Annotated in this window: 17 protein-coding genes; 9 read left to right on the top strand and 8 right to left on the bottom strand. The window is 61.7% G+C overall.

The window, feature by feature from the left end; genetic code table 11:
- Nucleotides 1–39: 39 nt before the first annotated feature.
- A complete protein-coding gene (locus tag M2281_RS18860) occupies nucleotides 40–369 on the bottom strand; it encodes a GYD domain-containing protein (RefSeq protein ID WP_280822719.1) in 330 nt (109 codons plus the stop codon).
- Complete coding sequence (locus M2281_RS18855) at nucleotides 366–1,025, bottom strand: cysteine hydrolase family protein (RefSeq protein ID WP_280822718.1); 660 nt, start codon at nucleotides 1,023–1,025, stop codon at nucleotides 366–368. The genes M2281_RS18860 and M2281_RS18855 overlap by 4 nt, the downstream gene beginning before the upstream one ends.
- Nucleotides 1,026–1,133: 108 nt before the next feature.
- Between M2281_RS18855 and M2281_RS18850 the strand changes: the two genes are divergently transcribed.
- Nucleotides 1,134–2,033 carry a LysR family transcriptional regulator gene (locus M2281_RS18850; protein ID WP_280822717.1) on the top strand — a complete coding sequence of 300 codons (900 nt, stop codon included), beginning with the start codon at nucleotides 1,134–1,136 and terminating at the stop codon, nucleotides 2,031–2,033.
- Nucleotides 2,034–2,082: 49 nt separating this feature from the next.
- Here the strand turns inward: M2281_RS18850 and M2281_RS18845 are convergent, their stop codons facing one another.
- Nucleotides 2,083–3,003, bottom strand: coding sequence for a LysR substrate-binding domain-containing protein (locus M2281_RS18845; RefSeq protein WP_280822716.1), 921 nt, complete (start codon nucleotides 3,001–3,003; stop codon nucleotides 2,083–2,085).
- A gap of 157 nt (nucleotides 3,004–3,160) precedes the next feature.
- Here M2281_RS18845 and M2281_RS18840 point away from each other — a divergent pair, with 157 nt between their 5' ends.
- From M2281_RS18840 to M2281_RS18825, 4 genes are all read left to right on the top strand, one after another.
- Nucleotides 3,161–3,991 (top strand): transporter substrate-binding domain-containing protein, encoded by an 831-nt coding sequence (locus tag M2281_RS18840; RefSeq protein WP_280822715.1) that lies wholly within the window; start codon nucleotides 3,161–3,163, stop codon nucleotides 3,989–3,991.
- Between the two features lie 14 nt (nucleotides 3,992–4,005).
- Nucleotides 4,006–4,683 (top strand): amino acid ABC transporter permease, encoded by a 678-nt coding sequence (locus M2281_RS18835; protein WP_280822714.1) that lies wholly within the window; start codon nucleotides 4,006–4,008, stop codon nucleotides 4,681–4,683.
- Between the two features lie 78 nt (nucleotides 4,684–4,761).
- The gene (locus M2281_RS18830) at nucleotides 4,762–5,502 is read left to right on the top strand and encodes an amino acid ABC transporter ATP-binding protein (protein ID WP_280822713.1); all 741 of its coding nucleotides are present in this window, start codon (nucleotides 4,762–4,764) and stop codon (nucleotides 5,500–5,502) included.
- 11 nt (nucleotides 5,503–5,513) lie between these two features.
- A complete protein-coding gene (locus tag M2281_RS18825) occupies nucleotides 5,514–6,239 on the top strand; it encodes an MBL fold metallo-hydrolase (RefSeq protein ID WP_280822712.1) in 726 nt (241 codons plus the stop codon).
- Between the two features lie 101 nt (nucleotides 6,240–6,340).
- Here M2281_RS18825 and M2281_RS18820 read toward each other — a convergent pair whose 3' ends face one another.
- Nucleotides 6,341–6,790, bottom strand: a complete 450-nt coding sequence (locus tag M2281_RS18820) for a hypothetical protein (RefSeq protein WP_280822711.1) — start codon at nucleotides 6,788–6,790, stop codon at nucleotides 6,341–6,343.
- 492 nt (nucleotides 6,791–7,282) lie between these two features.
- Here M2281_RS18820 and recQ point away from each other — a divergent pair, with 492 nt between their 5' ends.
- Entirely contained in the window at nucleotides 7,283–9,082 is a 1,800-nt protein-coding gene (gene recQ / locus M2281_RS18815) for a DNA helicase RecQ (protein ID WP_280822710.1), read from the top strand.
- A gap of 149 nt (nucleotides 9,083–9,231) precedes the next feature.
- Here the strand turns inward: recQ and M2281_RS18810 are convergent, their stop codons facing one another.
- The 3 genes from M2281_RS18810 to M2281_RS18800 form a co-directional block, all read right to left on the bottom strand.
- Complete coding sequence (locus tag M2281_RS18810) at nucleotides 9,232–9,735, bottom strand: hypothetical protein (RefSeq protein WP_280822709.1); 504 nt, start codon at nucleotides 9,733–9,735, stop codon at nucleotides 9,232–9,234.
- Nucleotides 9,732–10,835 (bottom strand): NmrA family NAD(P)-binding protein, encoded by a 1,104-nt coding sequence (locus tag M2281_RS18805; RefSeq protein WP_280822708.1) that lies wholly within the window; start codon nucleotides 10,833–10,835, stop codon nucleotides 9,732–9,734. The genes M2281_RS18810 and M2281_RS18805 overlap by 4 nt, the downstream gene beginning before the upstream one ends.
- Before the next feature lie 74 nt (nucleotides 10,836–10,909).
- Nucleotides 10,910–11,251 carry a hypothetical protein gene (locus M2281_RS18800; RefSeq protein ID WP_280822707.1) on the bottom strand — a complete coding sequence of 114 codons (342 nt, stop codon included), beginning with the start codon at nucleotides 11,249–11,251 and terminating at the stop codon, nucleotides 10,910–10,912.
- A 164-nt stretch (nucleotides 11,252–11,415) separates the two neighbouring features.
- Between M2281_RS18800 and M2281_RS18795 the strand changes: the two genes are divergently transcribed.
- On the top strand, nucleotides 11,416–12,381 hold the full coding sequence (locus tag M2281_RS18795; RefSeq protein WP_280822706.1) for a LysR family transcriptional regulator: 966 nt from the start codon (nucleotides 11,416–11,418) through the stop codon (nucleotides 12,379–12,381).
- A 314-nt stretch (nucleotides 12,382–12,695) separates the two neighbouring features.
- Here M2281_RS18795 and M2281_RS18790 read toward each other — a convergent pair whose 3' ends face one another.
- Nucleotides 12,696–17,501: an autotransporter domain-containing protein gene (locus tag M2281_RS18790; RefSeq protein WP_280822705.1), complete on the bottom strand. Its 4,806-nt coding sequence runs from the start codon at nucleotides 17,499–17,501 to the stop codon at nucleotides 12,696–12,698.
- A gap of 148 nt (nucleotides 17,502–17,649) precedes the next feature.
- On the opposite strand from M2281_RS18790, the gene M2281_RS18785 reads away from it, so the two are divergent.
- Together M2281_RS18785 and M2281_RS18780 are read left to right on the top strand one after the other, a co-directional pair.
- Nucleotides 17,650–18,396 carry a response regulator transcription factor gene (locus M2281_RS18785; RefSeq protein WP_280822704.1) on the top strand — a complete coding sequence of 249 codons (747 nt, stop codon included), beginning with the start codon at nucleotides 17,650–17,652 and terminating at the stop codon, nucleotides 18,394–18,396.
- On the top strand, nucleotides 18,396–20,309 hold the full coding sequence (locus M2281_RS18780; protein WP_280822703.1) for a sensor histidine kinase: 1,914 nt from the start codon (nucleotides 18,396–18,398) through the stop codon (nucleotides 20,307–20,309). Before M2281_RS18785 ends, M2281_RS18780 begins: the two co-directional genes overlap by 1 nt.
- The last annotated feature ends 210 nt before the right edge of the window (nucleotides 20,310–20,519 follow it).

The raw sequence follows: 20,519 nt of genomic DNA, 5'->3' as shown, positions 1-20,519 counted from the left end.
CTTGTAGCCACTTTGGATGCACTCAACAGGTCAGCCTCGTCATTGAAAATGGCCTATGATGTCGCCCCACATGTTCGTGTCGAATGCCGGTAGAATTAGCGGCTCAACATGCCCATCACGTCTGGCAGTCAAGACGTATCGCATCATGGCCTCGTTATCCGGCATCTCGAACACTTGTACAAAGTCGTAGGCTCCCATGACGGCGTAGAATGCAAGCGAACGGCCTCCTACTGCCGCTACGCGCGCCTCGCTGACCTCCCGCCGCTTCGCACTGTCGCCCAACTCCAAAAGCCCCTTCTCTGTGAGCTTCATTAGCGAGACGTATTTCTGATTGACCATGGTTTCTGACTTTTCCGTCATGGCTTTCATAGTTCCGACAGCGCCTTGATCACGGCTGAGGAATCGGAAAGCGCGCCGAAGATGCCGTTCTCGACGGTCACCATGTGCAAGGCAGCCTCATGGGCGTATTGGTCGCCGCTCGCACAGGCATCGGCGATCGTCAAACACTGGAAATTTCGGTCGCAAGCCTCGCGCAGCGTCGTGTGGACGCAAACATCCGTCGTACATCCAGTAAACAGGAGATGCGTGATGCCCTGTGCACGAAGGATATGTTCGAAGTCGGTATGGGTGAATGCGCTATTGCACGTCTTGTCGACGATGATGTCTTCCGAGCGCACGTCGATCTCGGGAACGATCTCGAACCCGGGGCTCCCACGCACCAGAACATTGGTGCCATCCATGCCGGATTGCTTACGACGCCATTTTTCATAGGGCGTCATGTCCGCCAGGTCAGCGCGATAACCCTGCCTTGTGTGGATCACCCGGACGCCAGCAGCGCGGCAGGCTGAGATCAGCTGCGACACCGTCGGCAGTATCGCCCGCAGCGGCGACGGATCGTAGCCCTGCTTGGCGAAGTATCCATCCTTCGAGAGGAAATCGTGCTGCAGGTCGATGACGATCAGTGCCGTCGCACGGGGATCAAGGTTTCCGTCGTAGGGAAAGTCGAATGGTTTGGCTTTAATCATCTTGTCCGTCCTTTCCGCTTGGTCGTAACATTCGACCTGTGGCGGAAAAATCGATTTGTTTTGCGCTCGATTGTTTCATCGATTTGAACGATCACACACGGGACACGCATGGCGCGAACATTGACGTTTCTTCACTACCTTCCCGCCTTCGAGGCAGTGGCGCGCTTGAAAAGCGTACGGGGAGCGGCGCAAGAACTCAATCTCAGTCCAGGTGCCGTCTCGTTCCAGATGAAGAAGCTTGCCGATGCGACAGGCATCACTCTCTTCGAAAAGGATGGGAGGAACGTCGCTCTTACAGCTGCAGGAGCGGACTTCGCGCAGGCAGTTCTGGTTTCGCTAGGGCATCTGGAATCCGCTACACGCAGCGCAAGGGCTTGGGATAGCTCTGGAAGGCCGATGTCGTTGACGGTGTCCGTTCCCACCGCCCTCGGCATTGCCTGGTTGACCAGCACGATCGTTGAATTCGCGGAGAGCAATAACATACCAAACCTCACGATCAACGAGGCCATCAGTGCCGATGAGGTCACTTGGGAAGCCACCGACCTTGCGGTCGTCTATGACAATCCCCCTTTCGCCGGGCTTCACTGGCGCTCGCTTAGCGAAGTCCGTCTGAACACGGTCTGTTCGCCCATGTTGTTTCCGCGGCTGGACCTGCAGCATCGAGAGCGGAAACTCAACGGGGTTACCCTGCTTCACGAGGATGAAGGCGAGGAATGGGCAAAATGGGCAATCGCGGCCCGTGTCAGTCTTGAGGGAAGCGGTCGCGTACGGGTCGATTCAGTGGCGCAGGCAGTCGCGTCCGCCGTACAGGGCAAAGGGCTCGCGCTGGTATCCGATGTGTTGACCCGCAGCTACCTCGTGGAGGGGCGCTTGATCCAGCCGTTTTCGACGTCCATCAACGCGGGCCGAGGATATCACATCCTATGTCAGGAGGCCCGCGCCAAGGAACCGCTCATAGAGGCCTTGATCGACCGAATAATCGACTATCTCCGCCGCAATCCAGCATGACCGACGTCGACCGGTCAGATAGAGATGCGGACGCCATAGCTTGGGAAACTCAACGTGCGACGTTGTCCCGATGGGGAGCGGACGTCACCGAAGCTTCGGCGATGAGCCAGTCTATGAAGTAGCTTATGTCCGGCCGTTCGCGTTTCGACTCGGCACACAGGCAGTAATAATTGTGAATGGCTGGGACGGCGAGCGGAAGCGGCTGAACGAGTCTGCCCTCATCCAGGTCGCGTGCAGAGATGATTTCGTCACTCAAGGCGACACCATATCCATCGCGCGCTGCCTGAAGGACGATGCCGAAATCATCGAAATACACGTCCGAATATCCCATATAGGTCCCTCCGGCTGCAGCGTAGTATCTGCGCCATTGAGACCCGTCGTCTTCATGCAGAAGCCGATGATTGGCCAAATCGCTCAACTGTCGGATCGCGTTCGGACCGCGCAGCAGCTGGGGACTGCAGACGGCGGTCATGCGGATGCCGTGCAGCAAGCGCCACCAGAAGCCCGGCCAGGGGGGGACGCCATAAACCACCGCGACATCGACCTTGCGCCAGTCCACGGCGCTGAACTGTCCCGCGGTCACGACATTCAGGGTGAAGTTCCTGTTGTCCCCCATGAACTGGAACAGACGCGTTGCTAGCCATGCAACGCCGTGAACCTGGGGCATCGAGATCGTCAGAACACTCTTGCTGATGTCAGCGGATTTTTGGTTCGCGACCTCGCGGATACCCCCAGTGAGGGCGTCCATGGCCTTGCGAACCGAGCGCTGAAGAACCGAGCCCTGCTCGGTCAGGACAAGCTGACGGCCGCGCTTTTCGAAGAGTTCGACGCCCAATGAGAGCTGAAGGGAGCGAATCTGGTGGCTGACCGCACCCGGCGTCACGTGCAGTTCCGCTGCGGCTGCGCCCATGTGACCCAGTCTGGCCACGGCTTCGAAGACCCGGAGAGCATTGAGAGGCGGCAACTGCATGGTCTTTCCGATGTCGTCTGCACCGAACGATCGCGGGGCCCGTTGATCGTTTAGTTTTATTGCGGATTTTCGCCTAAATCTTTTAGCTTGTTTGCACAAGTTCACCCTGTACGAATGTGCGGCCTACGACAAGGCCGACAAATAAAGGGGACACACAGTGGACAACCAATCGAACAAGCTGGCCGGGCTTCTTTGCGGAACCGTCATTGCATTGGCGCTAGGCAGCCAGGCTTCCGCAGCCGCTTCGGACAAGCCCGAGTTTGCCTCAGGCGGAACGCTGAAAGTTTGCACTGCGGGCGATTTTCCGCCGATGCAGTATTACAAAAACCCCGGAGACGCGGACCTCGTCGGCTTTGAAGTCGACGTCATCGACGCGATAGCCAAGCAGTGGGGAGCGAAAACCGAATTCGTCGTCGGAGACTTCAAGGGGCTTCTGCCGTCACTCGATTCCCAGCGCTGCGACCTTGTCGCGAGCGGCATCATGATCACGCCCGCACGCCTCGAGAAGTACGATGGTGTTCCGTATTTCGGTTCCCATGTCGTGCTGCTCGTGCCTTCGACGGACGAAGAGACCAAAAAGCCCGAAGACATGAGCGGCAAGCTCATGGCGATCGAAGCAGGCACCACGTACGAGGGGACCGTGGCTGACCTCAATGCCAAGCTCGCGTCTGCCGGAAAGGACCCGGTCGAGATGCAGACCTATCCGTCGGCATCCGGAGTGATCGAGCAGATTCTCGTCGGCCGGGCAGCTTCCACCATAACGCAGGATACGACAGCCGCGTTTCGCATGATGCAGATGCCCGACAGGCTCAAGATCGCCTACACCTATGATGAAAGCGAGACCTACGGCATCTACATGCGGAAGAATTCTGAAGACCGCAAGATGGTGAAGGAAGCCATTGAAGCCCTCCAGCAGAGCGGCGAGATGAAGGCTCTGCTCGCGAAATGGAGCCTGCCGGCCACGTCCACCGACGTCGCGCACGACTGACGGAAGCGGGACGGATGTTCGACTTCAATCTGTTCGCCACCGCGCTTTTCGGCTGGCCCCTTGCGAAAGGGGCCCTGCTTACCTTGGTGCTTTCGTTGTCGGTGATGGCTCTTTCTCTGGTCATCGCGACATTCTTTGGACTTGCGGCCGGGTCCCGGAAGAAGCCGGTGCGCTGGCTGATCGGCTCCTATGTTTGGCTGTTTCGAGGCGCACCGGCACTGTTGATCCTTCTTTTCGTGTGGAACGGGCTTCCCCAGCTCTCCCCCGTTTTTAGAGCGACATGGTTCACGCCCTTTGTGGCCGCGTTCCTGGCGCTTATGCTCATCCAGATCGCCTATCTGACGGAGATTCTACGCAGCGCATTCGCGGCGGTCGGCAAGGGCCAGCGCGAGGGTGCGGCCGCTTTGGGACTTCACCGCTGGCACACATTCTTGTTGATCACGCTTCCCCAGGCTTTGAGGATCGCCGTGCCGGCGCTGGTCAACGAATTCATCTCGCTATTGAAGGCGACGTCGCTCGCCACCGTCATCTCTCTTAAGGAACTCATGACGGTTACGCAGTTCGCCATCGCGACGAGCTTCCGGTTCCTAGAATGGTATGGAGCCGCGCTGGTCTACTACATGCTGATGGTTTCGGTTCTGACATTCGCGCAGTCCCGGATCGAGCGCCTGCTCTCACGCGGCCATCGCTGATCGCCAGCCTCTTATCTCATCCCTGGAAAGAAAATCAGGATGCTTCTTGAACGGTCATCGGCCGCTGCGGCCGACATCATGCCCGAAGTGGCGGCCATTCGGCTCGTCAACGTCAACAAGTGGTACGGCAGCTTTCAGGTACTGCATGACGTGTCCCTCACTGTGGAGCGGGGCTCGCGGGTCGTCATATGCGGCCCATCCGGATCAGGCAAGTCGACGCTGATCCGGTGCATCAACCGGCTTGAGGCCCACGAGCGGGGAGACATCATCGTCAACAGTGTTGAGCTTACCAACCAGATCAGCAAGATCGACCAGGTCCGCAGCGAAGTCGGAATGGTGTTTCAGCACTTCAATCTCTTCCCGCACCTTACCGTGCTTGAAAACTGCACCTTGGCGCAGCGCTGGGTGCGCAAGCGCTCCAGAAAGGAAGCGGACGAGATCGCCATGGCTTTCCTGGAGCGAGTCCGGATTCCCGAGAAGGCCCAATCTTACCCCGGCAATCTTTCCGGCGGACAGCAGCAGCGGGTCGCCATCGCGCGCGCCCTATGCATGAATCCAAGCATCATGTTGTTCGACGAACCGACCTCGGCGCTCGATCCGGAGATGGTGAAGGAAGTCCTGGACACGATGGTCCGGCTTGCGGAGGACGGGATGACGATGGTCTGCGTGACGCACGAGATGGGATTCGCGCGCCAGGTCGCAAACGAGGTGGTTTTCATGGATGGCGGAAAAGTCATCGAGAGGAACACGCCCGAGGCAATCTTCTCCGCGCCGTCACAAGAGCGGACGAAGCGCTTTCTCAGCAACCTGCTTCACTAAAGGGGCATCGCATGAGCCCGCAGCATGATTGGTTCGAGACGGAGCAATATTCCGGCGGGATCACCCGCATTTGGGAACCGCACGTACATTCGTTTTTCCGGGCCAACCTCTATCATGTGGCCGGACGGGATGCCGATCTCGTCATCGATTTCGGCATGGGGCTTCGATCGCTGCGCCAGTTCTTGGGTGTGAAGCATGGCAGACCCGTGATCGCCGTGGCGACACACGTGCACGTCGATCATGTCGGCTCATTCCATGAGTTCGATTGTCGGCTGGGACATTCCGCAGAGGCGAGCGCGTTCTCGACAATGTTGGACACGAGCACATTGGCCGACTTCTTCCGAAAGCAACCGGATGGCGTCTCACAGGCTCCTGATACGAAATGGACGCCAGACCGTTACCGGATCATGCCTGCGCCCCTTTCGGACGTCCTGGAGGAAGGTGCGCAGATCGATCTTGGTGACAGACGCTACCGCGTGCTGCATCTGCCGGGGCACTCTTCGGGTTCCATCGGGTTGCTGGACGAAATGAATGGCGTTCTGTTCAGCGGAGACGCCATCTACGATGGAACGCTGGTGGACGATCTGCCTGGCTGCGACAAAAGCGAGTACCGCAAGACAATGGAGAGAATTTGCGATCTGGATGTCTCCATCGCATTTGGCGGACACGGGGCTCCAATGTCGCGTAAGCGCATGCAAACGGTAGCAGCGAACTATTTGGCCAAAAGCACCACTTGATCGGATAGGCGGCGAGATCACGCCCAGTATTCGCAATGGCTTGGGAACCAAAATGAAAGTTGATTTGTCGACCGACTGCGCTGTGCGCGATCGCTTGGCAGTCACAGAGGGCCAGCAGGCGGTCGCCTATCAAACGTTGCTACCATTGCTCCCGCCGCAGCCACCGCTAGGACGATTGGTATGCCGATAAATGGCAGCAGGCCGAGGGTTAGTGCTCCGGCGGTCCATTTGCCTTCCAACAACGCGTGTTGTGCATTTTGGTAACCGTTGAAATAAAAGTAAAGAAGGGTCGTTGTGGCTACAACGAATATCACGAGAGTACTTCGGGTGCGTGCTCGCCTTTGAAAGACCGCGCATATTAGGGCAGTGGCGAAGAACGGAGCTGCCAGCATTATTGTGCTGGTAAAATCTGGCCATGTCCAATGCAGGGCCTCGTTCAGCGCCTGCGCAACCGTTTTTTCTGCAATGGATGTCCGTGCAAAAATATCGGAACCGATGGTTCCAGCAATGAATGCGATTGAAGCGGAGAACAGGTAGATCACGAACTTCATCAATAAAACATACTTCATAAATGCTAAGATTCATACAGGTTACTCTGGCCGGCTGGAAGCATAACCGAACGTCCGCCTACAGTCGGCCCGCCAAGCATCGTAGCCGACAGATTTGTCCGACAAAGACGCCACGAGGTATAACGCAAGAGAGGCAAAATGCGCGTGAAGCATCGGTATCGTTCGGCGAGAAGGCGCTCATAGCGCCACACCCAATTCCACTTCATGGTTCTGGACGGGGCTCGGCTACCGCAGGAGCATGAGCCCGAGCAGTCCCGCAACGGACTGCCCCCGTTCGTAGAGGACGGCGGTATCGAGCGAGCAGGCCGGGAAGGTTGTGGACGAGCACATGGAGCATCCGGGCAAGCCGACCGTCGCTGCTCATCCGTAGGCGCAGCGATTCACTATGGGCCGCCGCGCCAACGCGCATAAATGATCGCTATCACGGCGAAGCTGCTATGAAGGACATTTCCATGATTCTCCGTGCTGCCGCCGATGACCGCCACCGCCCTCGAAATCCTCAAGACCGTTTATGGCTATGATGCGTTCCGGGGACCGCAGGGGCGCATCGTCGAGCATGTGATTGCCGGCAATAACGCCTTCGTGCTGATGCCGACGGGCGGCGGCAAGTCGCTCTGCTACCAGATTCCCGCCATCGTCCGCTCCGGCATGGGTCTCGTCGTTTCGCCACTGCTGGCGCTGATGGCCGATCAGGTGACGGCGCTGCGGCAGGCAGGGGTGCGGGCGGCCGCGCTGAACTCCGACCTTTCGCCCGACGAACGCCGCATCCTGTGGCGCGATATCCGCGTCGGCGCGCTCGACCTCCTCTATGTCGCACCCGAAACACTGCTGCGGCCGGACGTGCTGGAGCTGCTCGATGGTGTAAAGCTGTCGCTGATCGCCATCGACGAGGCGCACTGCCTGTCGCAATGGGGGCACGATTTCCGTCCTTCCTATCGTCAGCTCGACGCGGTCGTGGCTCGCTTTGCCGGCACCCCGCGCATGGCGCTGACGGCTACGGCCGACGAGCCGACGCGCGCCGAAATCCTGTCGCATCTCACAATTGCCGAGACCGACGCCTTCATCGCCGGTTTCGACCGGCCCAACATTCGCTACGCCATCGAGGAAAAGGACAATCCGCGCGCACAGCTCAAGGAATTCCTCAAGCGCTACGAGGGCGAGAGCGGTATCGTCTACTGCCTGTCGAAGCGCAGGACCGAGGAAACCGCCACCTGGCTTCAGGACCTCGGCTATGATGCGCTTGCCTATCACGCCGGCATGGACAAGGCGGCGCGCGAGGCCAACCAGATGCACTTCCAGCATGGCGAGGCGGTCATCATGGTCGCCACCGTCGCCTTCGGCATGGGCATCGACAAACCGGACGTGCGCTTCGTCGCCCATATCGACCTGCCGGGCAGCATCGAGGCCTATTATCAGGAGACCGGTCGCGCTGGGCGCGACGGCCTGTCGTCCGATACCCTGATGCTCTACGGCTACGAGGATATCGCTTTGCGCAGCCGCTTCATCGAGGAGTCGGAGGCGCCGGACCAGCGCAAGCGCATGGAGCGGCACAAACTCGATGCGCTGCTCGGACTGGCCGAGACGGCGGGCTGCCGGCGACAGGTTTTGCTATCCTATTTCGGCGACCATTGTGAACCGTGCGGCAACTGTGACACCTGCGCGGAGCCGCCAAAATTGTTCGACGGTGCTATTGCGGCGCAAAAGGCACTTTCGTGCATCTACCGCACCGGCGAGCGTTTCGGGCAAGCCTATATTGTCGATGTGCTACTAGGCGTGGAAAACGAGCGCATCGCCCAGTTTGGCCATGACCGGATCTCAACCTTTGGCATCGGCACCGAGCACGACAACCGCACATGGCGGGCGATCTTGCGCCAGCTGATCGCGCTACGCCTCATCGACGTTGACCTCACCGGCCATGGCGGTCTCTCGATCGCACCAGCCGGCCGCGACTTCTTGCGCGACAAGCCGACGCTGATGCTGCGCGTGCCGGCGCCGGCGCGCGCCAAACGTGGCAAGGTAGCGCGCAGCGCGGCGCAGCCTGCCGTCACCGATGCGGACCATGACCTGTTCCAGGCGCTGCGGCGCAAGCGCACGGACATCGCGCGCACGCAGAACGTGCCACCCTACGTGATCTTCCACGACAAGACCCTGATCGAGCTGGCGGCGGCGCGACCGGCGTCGCGCGCCGAGATGGCGAACGTGCCCGGTGTTGGCGAAGCCAAGCTCGACCGCTACGGCCCCGCCTTCCTCTCGGTGATCGCCGAGCACGCATGACGAGATGGCGGCGAGATGGACGAGGCGTTAGGCGGCCGGCGATGTTCTGCTGCAGCAAACGGAGACCGCCCCTGGATGTCGCTCGTGCGCTGCCGAAAAGGCACATGTCCGGTTCGCACGATCAGTTGCGTGGCGCGCAGCGCGAGCGGCTACGGATTCGACGCCGCCACCGCACGCCCGCGCTGGCTCTGCAGCAACACACGAAACATCAATCCGTGCGTTATGAACAACAGCGGAACGATCGCTGTGGGAATGAAATAGGCGGCGCCGAGCTGACCTGGCGATAGTCCGGCTGCGTTGGCCTGATAGAACGCGTTGAGCAGATCGAAGCTGCCCCAGAGGTTGAACGCCCATGCCAGCGCAATCCCCACGCCACTCCGCAGCGTGGCCAAGGTGGCCAAAGCCAAGATCGCCGCGACGATGTCGCCATAGGCAGCATCGCGCGCGAACGTGATCGGCAGATCGGGCGACACCACGCCGGGAACCAGGAACGCCAGCCCGATAAAGCGAAATGCGTGCAGGACGAGCAGCGGCCGCAGCGCGTCGCTGCGAGATCGGGTGCGCAACTGTGGCCAGATATAGAGGGTGGCGACGACCGCCCAGGCGATGAAGCCAAAGGCGACGCTCGTTCCGAACAGCAATTGCACGGTCATGAGGCCACCCGCGATGTCTGGCCGGCCCGCGGCTGTCTAGCCATCAGTTGGCTGTGCTCGTCCCGCCACGTTTCGTCGGCGAGCGAGAACGTTGGTTTCTGCGGCTCTGGAAAACCCAATTTCCGCTCGAGACGCGGGAGGTCATAGCCCGGCAACAACGGCGCGGCAGTGAATTTGACCAAGGCCTTGATCCGATTGCCTAGAGATGGCCGCGCGAAAGGTAGCGCAGCGTAGCGCCGCGCCGTCGTCTCGAAACTCTCGGCCGGCGTCCCCGTCAGCGCCTCGACCGTCTCGGTGACGCCGCCTTCAAACGCGAAGGCGCCGTTCCTCACGTCCTCGACATAGTGCCGAAGCGCACTGACCAAAAACGGACCGACGCCCTGCCCCCAGCGCGCGTTCTTGCTGAACAGCCAGAACGGCACTTCGACGGGCCGGACCCGATGACCGACGACCTTGGCGACACGCTCCGCCATCTCTCGGCCCGACAGCAGCTGCGGCCCGGTCGGCCGATAGGTTTTTCCGTCGTGACGTTCGGGCGCCATCAGCACGGCGACCGCGGTCCGCGCGATGTCCTCGTTGGCGACCGGCGCCACTTTGCCGACACCGGCGAGCACAGGAAAAACGCCGAGCAGCACCGCGAAATCGATGGTGCGCAGGAAATCGTCGGCAAACAGGCCAGGATTGAGGATGATGTGCGCGATGCCGCGGAACTCCGCGAACATCTTGTCCATCAGCCAAGTCTGGCGGGTCATGAGCGCGGGATGGCTGCGGTGTGACAGCCACTGCCCGAGCTGGACGATCGCCTCGAGCTTCGCCTCGCGTGCCGCGACCGCGAAGGTCACGGCGCTCTGGATCACATAGGGGTGGTAGGGCGGAACGTAATAGGCGCGCTGTACGCCGCGCATCGCCGCGAGCAGCTGGTCGGGGTCGAAGATATCGGCAACGACGACCTCCGCGCCGCGCGCTTGCAACGCCGCGCTGCGTGCGTCGCGGGTACGGACCATCGCGCGCACCGGGACGCCGCGGTGTAGAAGTTCGGAAACGACCGCGCCGCCGGTATTGCCGGTGGCGCCTGTGACCAGAATCGTTGGCTGAGTCATGGTTGCTCTCCTCATATGCCAGTTTATGCGTTAGCCAGTGAGAGTGCGCTCAATTGGCGCCTGTCCCTATTGTGCTAGGGGTTGGCCACGAGCAGGCGGAGTGGCATGAGCGGACCGACTGCGATGTACTCATGGTCCATGACATTTTCCTCGGCCAGCGGAAGGCCCTCCATGATCGCGTGCGCCTCGGCGACGTCGCTGGTATCCAGCAGGAAGACGACCCCGCGACCATCGCCGCGTGAATACCATTCACGAATCCTCCCATTGAGATAGAGCTGCACGGTCTCCCGGATTTCAGCTGGCATGACAGCCATGACCTGTTCGCGTGTGACGCCTGCCTTCGCGGTAAGGATGACGATCACGCCAGTGGTTGTGGGCGAGGAGGCCTGGGCGTGGGCAACGGATGAATTGGCCATAGAAGTAGCTCCTATGAGGGGTAAGGTGAGCGCGACGACGACGTTACGCAGTGCTTTCATCGTTCTCGCTTCTGCGATTGCGGCGGGTTCCTTTGTTCATCGGCAGTGCTCCTGAATTTAGACCGCTTCTCGCGAGCGACTATCCGCGATAACATCGACAGGTTATGAAGCAGAACTTCACGGTCAGGCAGGGTGCGCTCGACGGCGTGGAGGCCTTCCTGAGCGTTGCCCAGCACCGCAATTTCCGCCGCGCAGCCGCGGAGCTCGGGGTGACGCCATCGGCGATCAGTCAGGCGATACGCGCACTCGAGGCGCGCGTCGGTGCACTGCTCTTCATCCGCACGACCCGCAGTGTCGGCCTGACCGAAGCCGGCGAGCGATTCCTTTCACGCGCAAAGCCCGCCTTCGAGGAGCTCATCGCCGCAAGCGACGTCGCGCGTGAACTCGGACAGCGGCCGGCCGGCCTGTTGCGCCTCTCGGTGCCGCGCGCGGTGGTGCCGATCCTACTCGAGCCGCTGATCGCATCGTTCTGCCAGGCCTATCCCGCGGTCGAGGTGGAGATCGCCGCAAGCGAGGAACTGGTCGACCTCGCAGCCAAAGGGTTCGACGCCGGCATCCGGCTGGGTCAGTTCATCGCCGCCGACATGGTCGCGGTGCGGCTGACCAAGCCGTTCCGCTTCATCATCGTCGGCAGCCCCGCCTACCTCGCCCGCCACGGCCGACCCGAGCGCCCGGACGATTTGCGTCAACACGCATGCTTGAGATTGCGACGATCCAACGGCGCGCTTGCGTTATGGTCGCTTAACGACAACGGCCGCGCGATCGAGATTGCCGTATCGGGCCCTCTCATCGCCAACGACTTTCCCACTATGCTTGGCGCAGCCGTCGAAGGGCTGGGTCTTGCGCAAGTGCCCGAGCCGCTCGCTACCAGCGCCGTGAAAGCCGGAAAACTCGTGCGCGTGTTGGCGCCGTTCGTCCCGATGGCGCCGGGTGTGTTTCTCTACTATCCCGGCCACCGGCAAATAATGCCGAAGCTGCGGGCCTTCATTGATCACGTGAAGAGCCGTTCGAAACTCGCAGATAAAATCCGCGTTGCCTCGGGCGACGCGCCGCCGAACGGAGCCAGCTAGACCCCTTCCTCGCTTTCCTGATGTCGCCGGGCCGCTGTCACGCCTGAGGCCGTTCCGGTGATCACCAGATAGCGGTCTTACCCTCGCGGCGCTGCAATTCGGGCGGTCAGGGGCAACTCCGGAAGCGGGTGGGCGAGGCGAGCGCAATCCAGGCTTGGTCAGCCTCCGCGCCGGAAGATATGGGTCGCTCACGAGGTGGCCTGATCAGCCAAGATTCACGCGGTGGCGGACACCAATGGCCTGCCGGTCAGGACGCAATCAGGGGAGCGCCAGGTGGTAACGGCTGAGCATGCCTGCCCCGCGCTCAAGAGATGTTAGAACTTCCAGTTGAAATCCGCCCTGACGGACTGGTCGGAGAGACCCGAGGCGAACTGGCCATTGTAGGAGATGCCGAGCGTGGCGTTGGGCGCGATGGCGAAGTCGAGACCTGCCTCGACCACGGCTGCATCGCGCTTGATTGGCGCACCCGCGATCGTGAACGGTGCACCGCCTGCAAAGGCCATGGCGGCGAGTGGCGTCACGTCGCCGAAGGCATGCTTCCAGCCGAGCCCGCCCCTCGCGGTGGCGCTGGTGCCGCCGAGGTCGAACGTCGTCGAGGCGCGCAGGCCGAATGTCGAGAAGGTTGCATCGGTCGTGCCACTCGATCCCAGCAGGGCCGCAGCGCCGCCTTTCTCGGTGAAGCCGTCCGTATGCAGGCTCACATAGGCGAGGTTGGCGAAGGGCTCGAAGCCGACATTGCTCGCGCGGACGCCATAGGCCAGTTCACCGAACACCTGCGCTGTGCCGGCGTGGTAGCTGGCCTCCAGGTTGTCGGCGAAGCCTGGGAAGGCGATGGAGCGGCCAGTGGAGATGTCGTGCCACGTGTAGGCCGCGCCGCCGCGGAAGGCGAGATTACTCCACTCGGTGCCGCCGTAGAGACCGAGGTGATAGTTGTCGCTCGTCCCCGAGGAATGGCGGTCGCGGACGTCAAAATCGTTGCGGCTGTAACCGGCAAGCAGGCCGAGGCGCCACGTGTCGAAGACAGGTCCGTCGCCGCCTGCGAAGAAGCCGCCTGTCGAACGGTTGAACCGGGCGGCATTGTCGTCCCCGTCGGTATGCCCCCACGATCCGAAGGCACGGCCCCAGAGGGCGAAGCGCTCGGTGGCGGCGGGCGCATATTCCGGCCCGCCGGACGCATAGCTCATGGCCGGGGTCTCCATTGCGCCGACCGCATCGAAGGCCGCGCGCAGGCGATCGATCGCCGCATCCCGGACGAAGCGGCTGTCTTCAATCAACGCCGTTTTCGCCGAGGCGTGCACCTCGCCCGAGAGCTGGTCGAAATTCGACCGCGCCGACGACACGTCGAGCTGCGCCATGGCGGCGACGAGCGGGCTCGTGAGCGGCGCGCTGTCCAAACCGCCGCCGGTTGCAATCTGGTTCGTAGTCTCGCCGACCGAGGCGAAGGTCAGGCCGCTGCGCTCCACATTGAGATAGGCCGCGTGCGCGTCGTAGCTCAGTCCGAAGGAGAGGAAGGGCGTCGAGAGCGGTACTGCCTGCGTCATGCTGGCGAAGGTGCCGGTCAGCCCGCTGGCGGCCGTCACGATGGCGTAGTGGCTGCCGAGCGCATAGGCGCCGGGGGCATTCAGCACCTGGACGGTGCCGCCGTCGATCGTCGCCTTGCCGGTCGCAGCGATCCGGTCGAACTGGTCCGCCGCGTTCACCTCGACCTCGTAGGTCGAGCCAGCATTGAAGGTGATGTTGCCGGCGACATTGAGCGTGCCGATCGAGTTGCCCGGCGCGATCGCGCCCGAGACGGTGGTGTTGCTGACCGTGCCGGTGCCCTGCAGGCGGCCAGCGGCCAGAACGTCGAGCGCGCCGCCAAGCGTGCCATTGACGGCGAGCGTGCCGCCCTTGACCGTGGTCGTGCCCGTGAAGCCGCCGGAGTCTCCGGTCAGGATCGTCGTGCCGGCATCGACCGTCACCGTCCCCGCGCCCGAGATGGCCGGGGCAAAGAAATAGTTCGAGGCGGTGTGGTTGAAGACGATCTTGCCGGCTCCGGCCCCGAACATAACCGAGGCGGCGTTCAGCGTGCCCGCCGCAACTGCAGCCTGGCCGGAGGCGCCGCCGATGTTCAGCGTTCCCGTGGACCCTGAAAGCTTGGCAATGGTCACGGACCCGCCACCGTTCACAGCGCCACCGTTCTGGATCGCCAGTGTGCCGTTGCCGGCATCGCCGACATCGAGATAGCCGGAAGTGGTCCAGGTCGAGTCCTTGCCAGTGACGATCACGGTCCCGGTCGAGCCGGCAAATTGCCCGACGTACCCGCTGAGGGTACTGACCGCGCCGCCATCCTCAATTGTCAGCGTGCCAGTGCCGACTTCGCCGACAGAGAGGAAGCCGGAATTGGCCCAGGACGAGTCCTTGCCAGTAACCGTCACGGTGCCGGTCGCGACGTCGCTGAAGCCAATCCAGCTAGCACCGCTGCTAACCTTGCCGCCGTTCTGGACCATCAGCGTGCCGGTGCCGAACCCGCCGACCAGGAGAGCCCCGGAACTGATCCAGGATGAGCCTTCGCCAGTAACCGTCACAGCACCGGTCGAGCCAGTAGATAGGCCGATGATGCCGGTGGTGTTGCTGACCGTGCCGCGGTCCTGGATGGTCAGCGTGCCGATGCCGGCGCTGCCAACATGAAGATCGCCGGAATTGACCCAGGTCGCGTTGGTGCCAGCGACAGTCGCCGCGCCGGTCGAGCCGGCAGCGTTGCCGATAATGCCACCCGCCGTCGTCAGCGAGCCACCGGTGTCCACAGCGACACTGCCCTCGTTGGTTAGCAGACCCGCGAGCGTGTAGTTGCCGCTTTCGCCTATTGTGAGCGTCGCGCCGGCAGCGTTGTCGAACGTGCCGTCGCTGGTCACGCCGCCGCCGACGTTGAAGCTGCCGCCGACGTTGTTGCTGATCGCGCCATTGAGCGCGCCGCCATTGGCGTTGACAGTGCCGTAGTTGATCACGCCGCCTGAGACGCTGCCGGCCGTTTGGGTGAAGGTGGCGCCGGTATTGTTGGTCACGCTGCCTGTGACCGTACCGGCGTTCTCGAACGTGGCGGTGTTGGTGACGTCCGACGTGATGCCGCCCGTCGAGGCGATCGCCAGCGTGCCGGCGTTGACGGTCGTCGTGCCGGTGTAGGTGTTCTGGGCCGATAAGGTCAGCGTGCCGTCGCCGTTCTTGGTCAGGCTCTTGCCGTCCCAGCCGGTCGTCGCATTGGCCGCCTGGTCGGTCAGCGCCAAAGCGACATCGAAAGCCTCATTGGCATTCGTCAGCGTGAAGACACCGTTGGAGTTGCCCGTGGTGTCCAGCCAAGTCAGGCCGAGGCCGACATTGTAGCTATCGCTGTCGGCGCTTTTGCCCGTGATGACCGTCAGATAATCGACCGGGCTCGTCGATCCGCCAACGCTGACGCTGAAATCCGACCCGAGGGTGATACCGTTGGTACTGGTCTGGATCACCGTGAACTGCGTGGCAGGTAGTCCATTGGTTGACGCAGGTGGAGTTGTGGGCCCCGAGTAGCCCGCGATGTTCAGCGTCCCGTCAAGCGTTGCGTTGTCCGCTGTGATGATCGGCTCGTTCGAGCCCACGATGACGTTCAGCGTCGAACCCGAGGCTTGCGAAAGGATACCGCCGACGGTGAGTTGTGCGGTCGCGCCGATGGTCGCGGTTGCCCCGGCGTCCAGGGTAAGGTTACCGTCGACGACGAGTGTGCCATTGGCCGGGGTCAGCGCGCCGCCGTTTTTGATCGTTACGGTGTTGCCGGATGTCACGGCCACAGTGCCGTTGCCGGTGAGCAGGCTGCCCGCGTTCACAACGATGCTGTCCGCCTCGACCGTGCCGCCGTTCTCAATTTTCAGCGTGCCGGTGCCGAAGAAGCCGACATTGAGGTCGCCGGAATTGGACCAGGACGAATCCTTGCCATCGACTGTCACGGTGCTCCCGGTCGAGACGGGGAGGTAGCCGATATATCCGCTGCCATTACTGACCTTTCCGCCGTTTTGGATCGTCAGTGTCCCGGCATCAGACCAGCCGACAAAGAGATCGTTGGAATTGGTCCAGGCGGAGCCCGCCCCATCGACCGTTACGGTGCCGCCGTTGATGACGCCGCTGAAGCTGATTGGGCCGTAGGCTCCGTCGCCGCTGCTGACCTTGCCTCCGTTCTGGATCGTCAGCCTGCCGCCGTAGCTGACACCGAGATCGCCGGAATTGGTCCAGGACGAGCCCACCCCATCGACCGTTACGGTGCTGCTGTAGATGGACCCGCGGTCGTTGCTTACCGCGCCGCCGTCCTGGATCGTCAGCGTGCCGGTGCCCCCGAAGCCGACATAGAGGTCGCCGGAATTCGTCCAGGAGGAGTCCGTGCCATCGACCGTCACGGCACCGGCCGAGCCGATGGAGCCGATATACCCGGTGGCGTTGCTGATCGCGCCGCGGTTCCGGATGGTGAGCGTGCCGGTGCCCCCGATGCCGACATGGAGATCACCGGAATTGGTCCAGGACGAGTCTTTGCCATCGACCGTCACGATACCCGTCGAGAGGGGGGTCATGCCTATGAGGCCGTCGACGCTACTGACCGCGCCGCCATTCTGGATCGTCAGCGTGCCGTCGCCCATCATGCCGAGAAAGAGATTGCCGGAATTGGTCCAGGACGAGCCCGCGCCATCGACCGTCACGGTGCTGGTCGAGTCGAGACCGATGCCTATGATGCCGTCGACGCTGCTGACCGCGCCGCCATTCTGGATCGTCAGCGTCCCGGTGCCGCCCACATTGACCTTGTGGGCGTATGCGCCAGCTTTGTCGACCACCACTGCGTTGTTTACGTCCGTGACGATAGTCGCATCGACATTGCTGTCCGGTATGCCGTTCGTCCAGTTTCCGGCGGTGAACCAGTCGGACGATTGGGTGCCGGTCCAGTCGGTGGCGAACGATGGACTTGCCGACAGCGCTAGGCCAAGCGTCACGATCGAGGTCGTGCCGAGGAGACGCCCTTTGAGTGCGGAGGTCGGGTAAAGCAATCGCACCCAGCCACGCCGCGAGCGCCCCCCGCGCCCGCAAAGGCACTGGACAGAAATGGCGCTGGTCAGGTCACTCTTCATCGGATCCCCCCGATTTCGGCCATCGCCGGAAACGCTCTGGTGAAAAAAAGATGAGAGCCAGTATATAGTTGTTAGCGAACAGCGCTTGGCGCATTCATTTCTGTCAAATGCTGTTAAATCCTGTCAAAGCGAAAGAGACGATTGCGCTGTGCCGGTTTATTTGCCCCTTCATCCCCCACACATAACCGCGCCGTATCTCCTCGCCGTTGTGGAAGACAACACCGATCTGCTCACCGACTTGGTGGAGTTTCTCGGGTTGCGGGGGTTTGTCGCACAGGGCTTCACCGCCGCAGAAGCCTTCTTCGGTGTCTGGCCAGCAACGCATTTCGATTTGCTATTGCTGGATGTGGCCCTGCCCGGCGCCAGCGGGCTGGAAATTGCCCAGCAGGTTCGCGCGCAAAGCGCGTCCGCCGGCAAAACGGTCCCTGGGATGGTGATGCTGACCGCGCTGGATAGCAATCATGACTACGTGCTGGGGCTGAATGCAGGCGCGGACATGTATCTTTCCAAGCGCAGTTCGCTGGAAGTGATCGAAGCCGCCTGCCATAGCGTGCTGCGCCGACTGGATCAGGCTAAGCCTGCCGCCAGCGACGCCTGGCGCCTGCAAGCCAGGCTGTGGCAACTGCAGACGCCCAATGGAGCCGTGCTGGACCTGACGCATGCGGAAGTCCTGCTGCTCTCTTCATTATTCGAAAAGCCGGGACAGGCCGTCATGCGCAAAGAGCTGCTGACGCGCATGGACAAGGCGGAAACCCTCTCCAGCATTCGCAATCTGGACAACACGGCCAGCCGCCTGCGGCGCAAGGTACAGGCCGCCTGCGGCATAGAGCTTCCCGTGCGTCCCAGCTACGGCAAGGGCTATACCTTTACCGGGCACTGCAAGATGGAAGCTTGATGCAGCCGCGCGGGTTTTTCTCCCAGTATCAATGGGCCATGATGCTGTGCGCGCTGCTGTTCTGGTTGCCGGGCACAGCTTGCGCTATTGAGCTGAACGCCGATACGCCTCGACTCTCGCTGGAGGGCCGGCTGGCGCATTTTGTCGATACCAGCAATGCGCTGTCTTTCGAGGATATATCTCGGCCCGGCTTCGCCCAGCAGAATTTCACTCGCTTGCCCGATTTCCGCAGCCTGGGTTACGACGCCTATGCGCACTGGTTCCATGTAGAGCTGAACCCGGCGCCCAATACCCCGCCGCATTGGATTCTGGCCATCGGTTCGCCAGAGCTCGAGTCCGTGGATGTCTGGGTGGAGAAGCCGCGCGGCGGCTTTCAACGATATGCCATGGGCTATCACCGGCCGTATTCCAATCGTCCGGTGCAAACGCGCCTGTTCACGCTGCCCGTTGATGTCTTTCCCGGCGCCCAGGTTTATTTTCGGGTGCGCACCACCAACGCCATCAACGTCTATGCCAATCTTTGGCAGGGGGATGCCTTCGCTGCCAGCGAAACCCGCAGCAACTTCTATCGTGGCCTGTATTTCGGCATCCTGCTCATTGCCGTGGCGCTCTACACCCTTCTCGGCGCACGGCTGCGCGATGTGGTGATGGCCGCCTATGCCGGCTATATCGCCTCGCAGCTTCTGTTCAACTTGGGCACCAATGGATATCTGCCGGTCCTGCTGACCCGGTATTCGGGGTGGCTCACCGATACGCTGCCGCGCATCGGCTGGCTGGGCGGCGCTGCCGCCATCGTGCTCATGTGGGACAGGCTGTTGGATCTGAAGCGCACGCATCGCCGCATCTATCACCTCTACCGGTTCACCCTACTCCTCAATCTCGCGCTACTGCCCTTTGCGTTGCTGCCATTCTTGGTCAGGCCATGGCTGCTGGTTTTCGTGGAGTTGGTGAACATCCTCAACAACCTCAATCTCGCCATCAGCATGGTGCTGTTGCTCATGCACTGGCGGCGCAGCCGCCAGCGCGAATTGATGATCTATTTCGCGGCCTTCGTGATCCCGGTAGCGGGCTCGGCGGTCAACACTGCCATGAACCTCGGCCTGCTCCCACAGAATGCGGTGACAGGCAACCTCTACCAGATAGCCACACTGGTGCATATTCTGGTGATGAGCTACGGTCTGACGCTTCGCCTGCGCCAATTGCAGTATGACAAGGTAGCCGCCGTAAATGAGGCCACCATCGCTAGGCAGCGCTCCGAAGAACAACGGCGCTTTGTTGCCATGCTGTCGCATGAATTCGGCAATCCGCTCGCTGCCATCGATCGCGCAGCGCAAATGATTCAGCTCAAAACACCGGAACTGGCGCCTGCGGAAATGCAGCGCCTGAGCCACATCCGCGGCAATGCCGCCACGCTCTCCCGGTTCGTCGATAACTTCCTGATGACTGAAGCCCTGGGTCATGGTGCCCTTGCCCTGTCGCGCGGGCCCTACAACATACGCTCGCTGCTGGATGACACCATTCGCCTCAAGGACGAGGCCGTCGGAACGCGCATACAGATAAACGAATGCCCCGCCGATGCCAGCTTCAACCTGGACCCCACGCTGATGAGCGTCGCCATACGCAACCTGCTGGCCAATGCGCTACGCTATTCACCGCCAGAAAGCCCGGTAATCGTCAGCGTCGTCCTCGATGATGAAGGTTTGCGCATCCGCATCGCGGATCAAGGCCCCGGCATGAGCGATGCCGAGTTGGAACAACTGGGCACCCCCTATTTCCGGGCTAGGTCCTCGCTGGGCAAGCAGGGCAGCGGCCTCGGCTATCACTTCACGCGGTGCATCGTAGAAACTCATGGCGGCACCCTGGTTGCCCGCTCCGCAGGTCCCGGACTGGAAGTGGAAATATTCCTGCCATAGGACATGTTCTTCAAGTCTGGGAGATTGCGCGCAGACTGCAACCTCGCTTTGTAAAATCTCCGTTCCAGACCCGGCACACCCTCGCGCTGCAGCGGCTTCTGACCGCAACCACGACGCAGGAAATCCTTTACGTCGCCCTATGCGCTTCGAGGTAGTTCGTAATCGCTGTTTCCCAGGCACCTTCGGGGATCGGTGCGCGGGGTGACGGCA

Source organism: Pseudaminobacter soli (ex Li et al. 2025) (assembly GCF_029892515.1).
Lineage (GTDB): Bacteria > Pseudomonadota > Alphaproteobacteria > Rhizobiales > Rhizobiaceae > Pseudaminobacter > Pseudaminobacter soli_A.
This window is presented reverse-complemented; position numbering and strand designations above follow the sequence as displayed.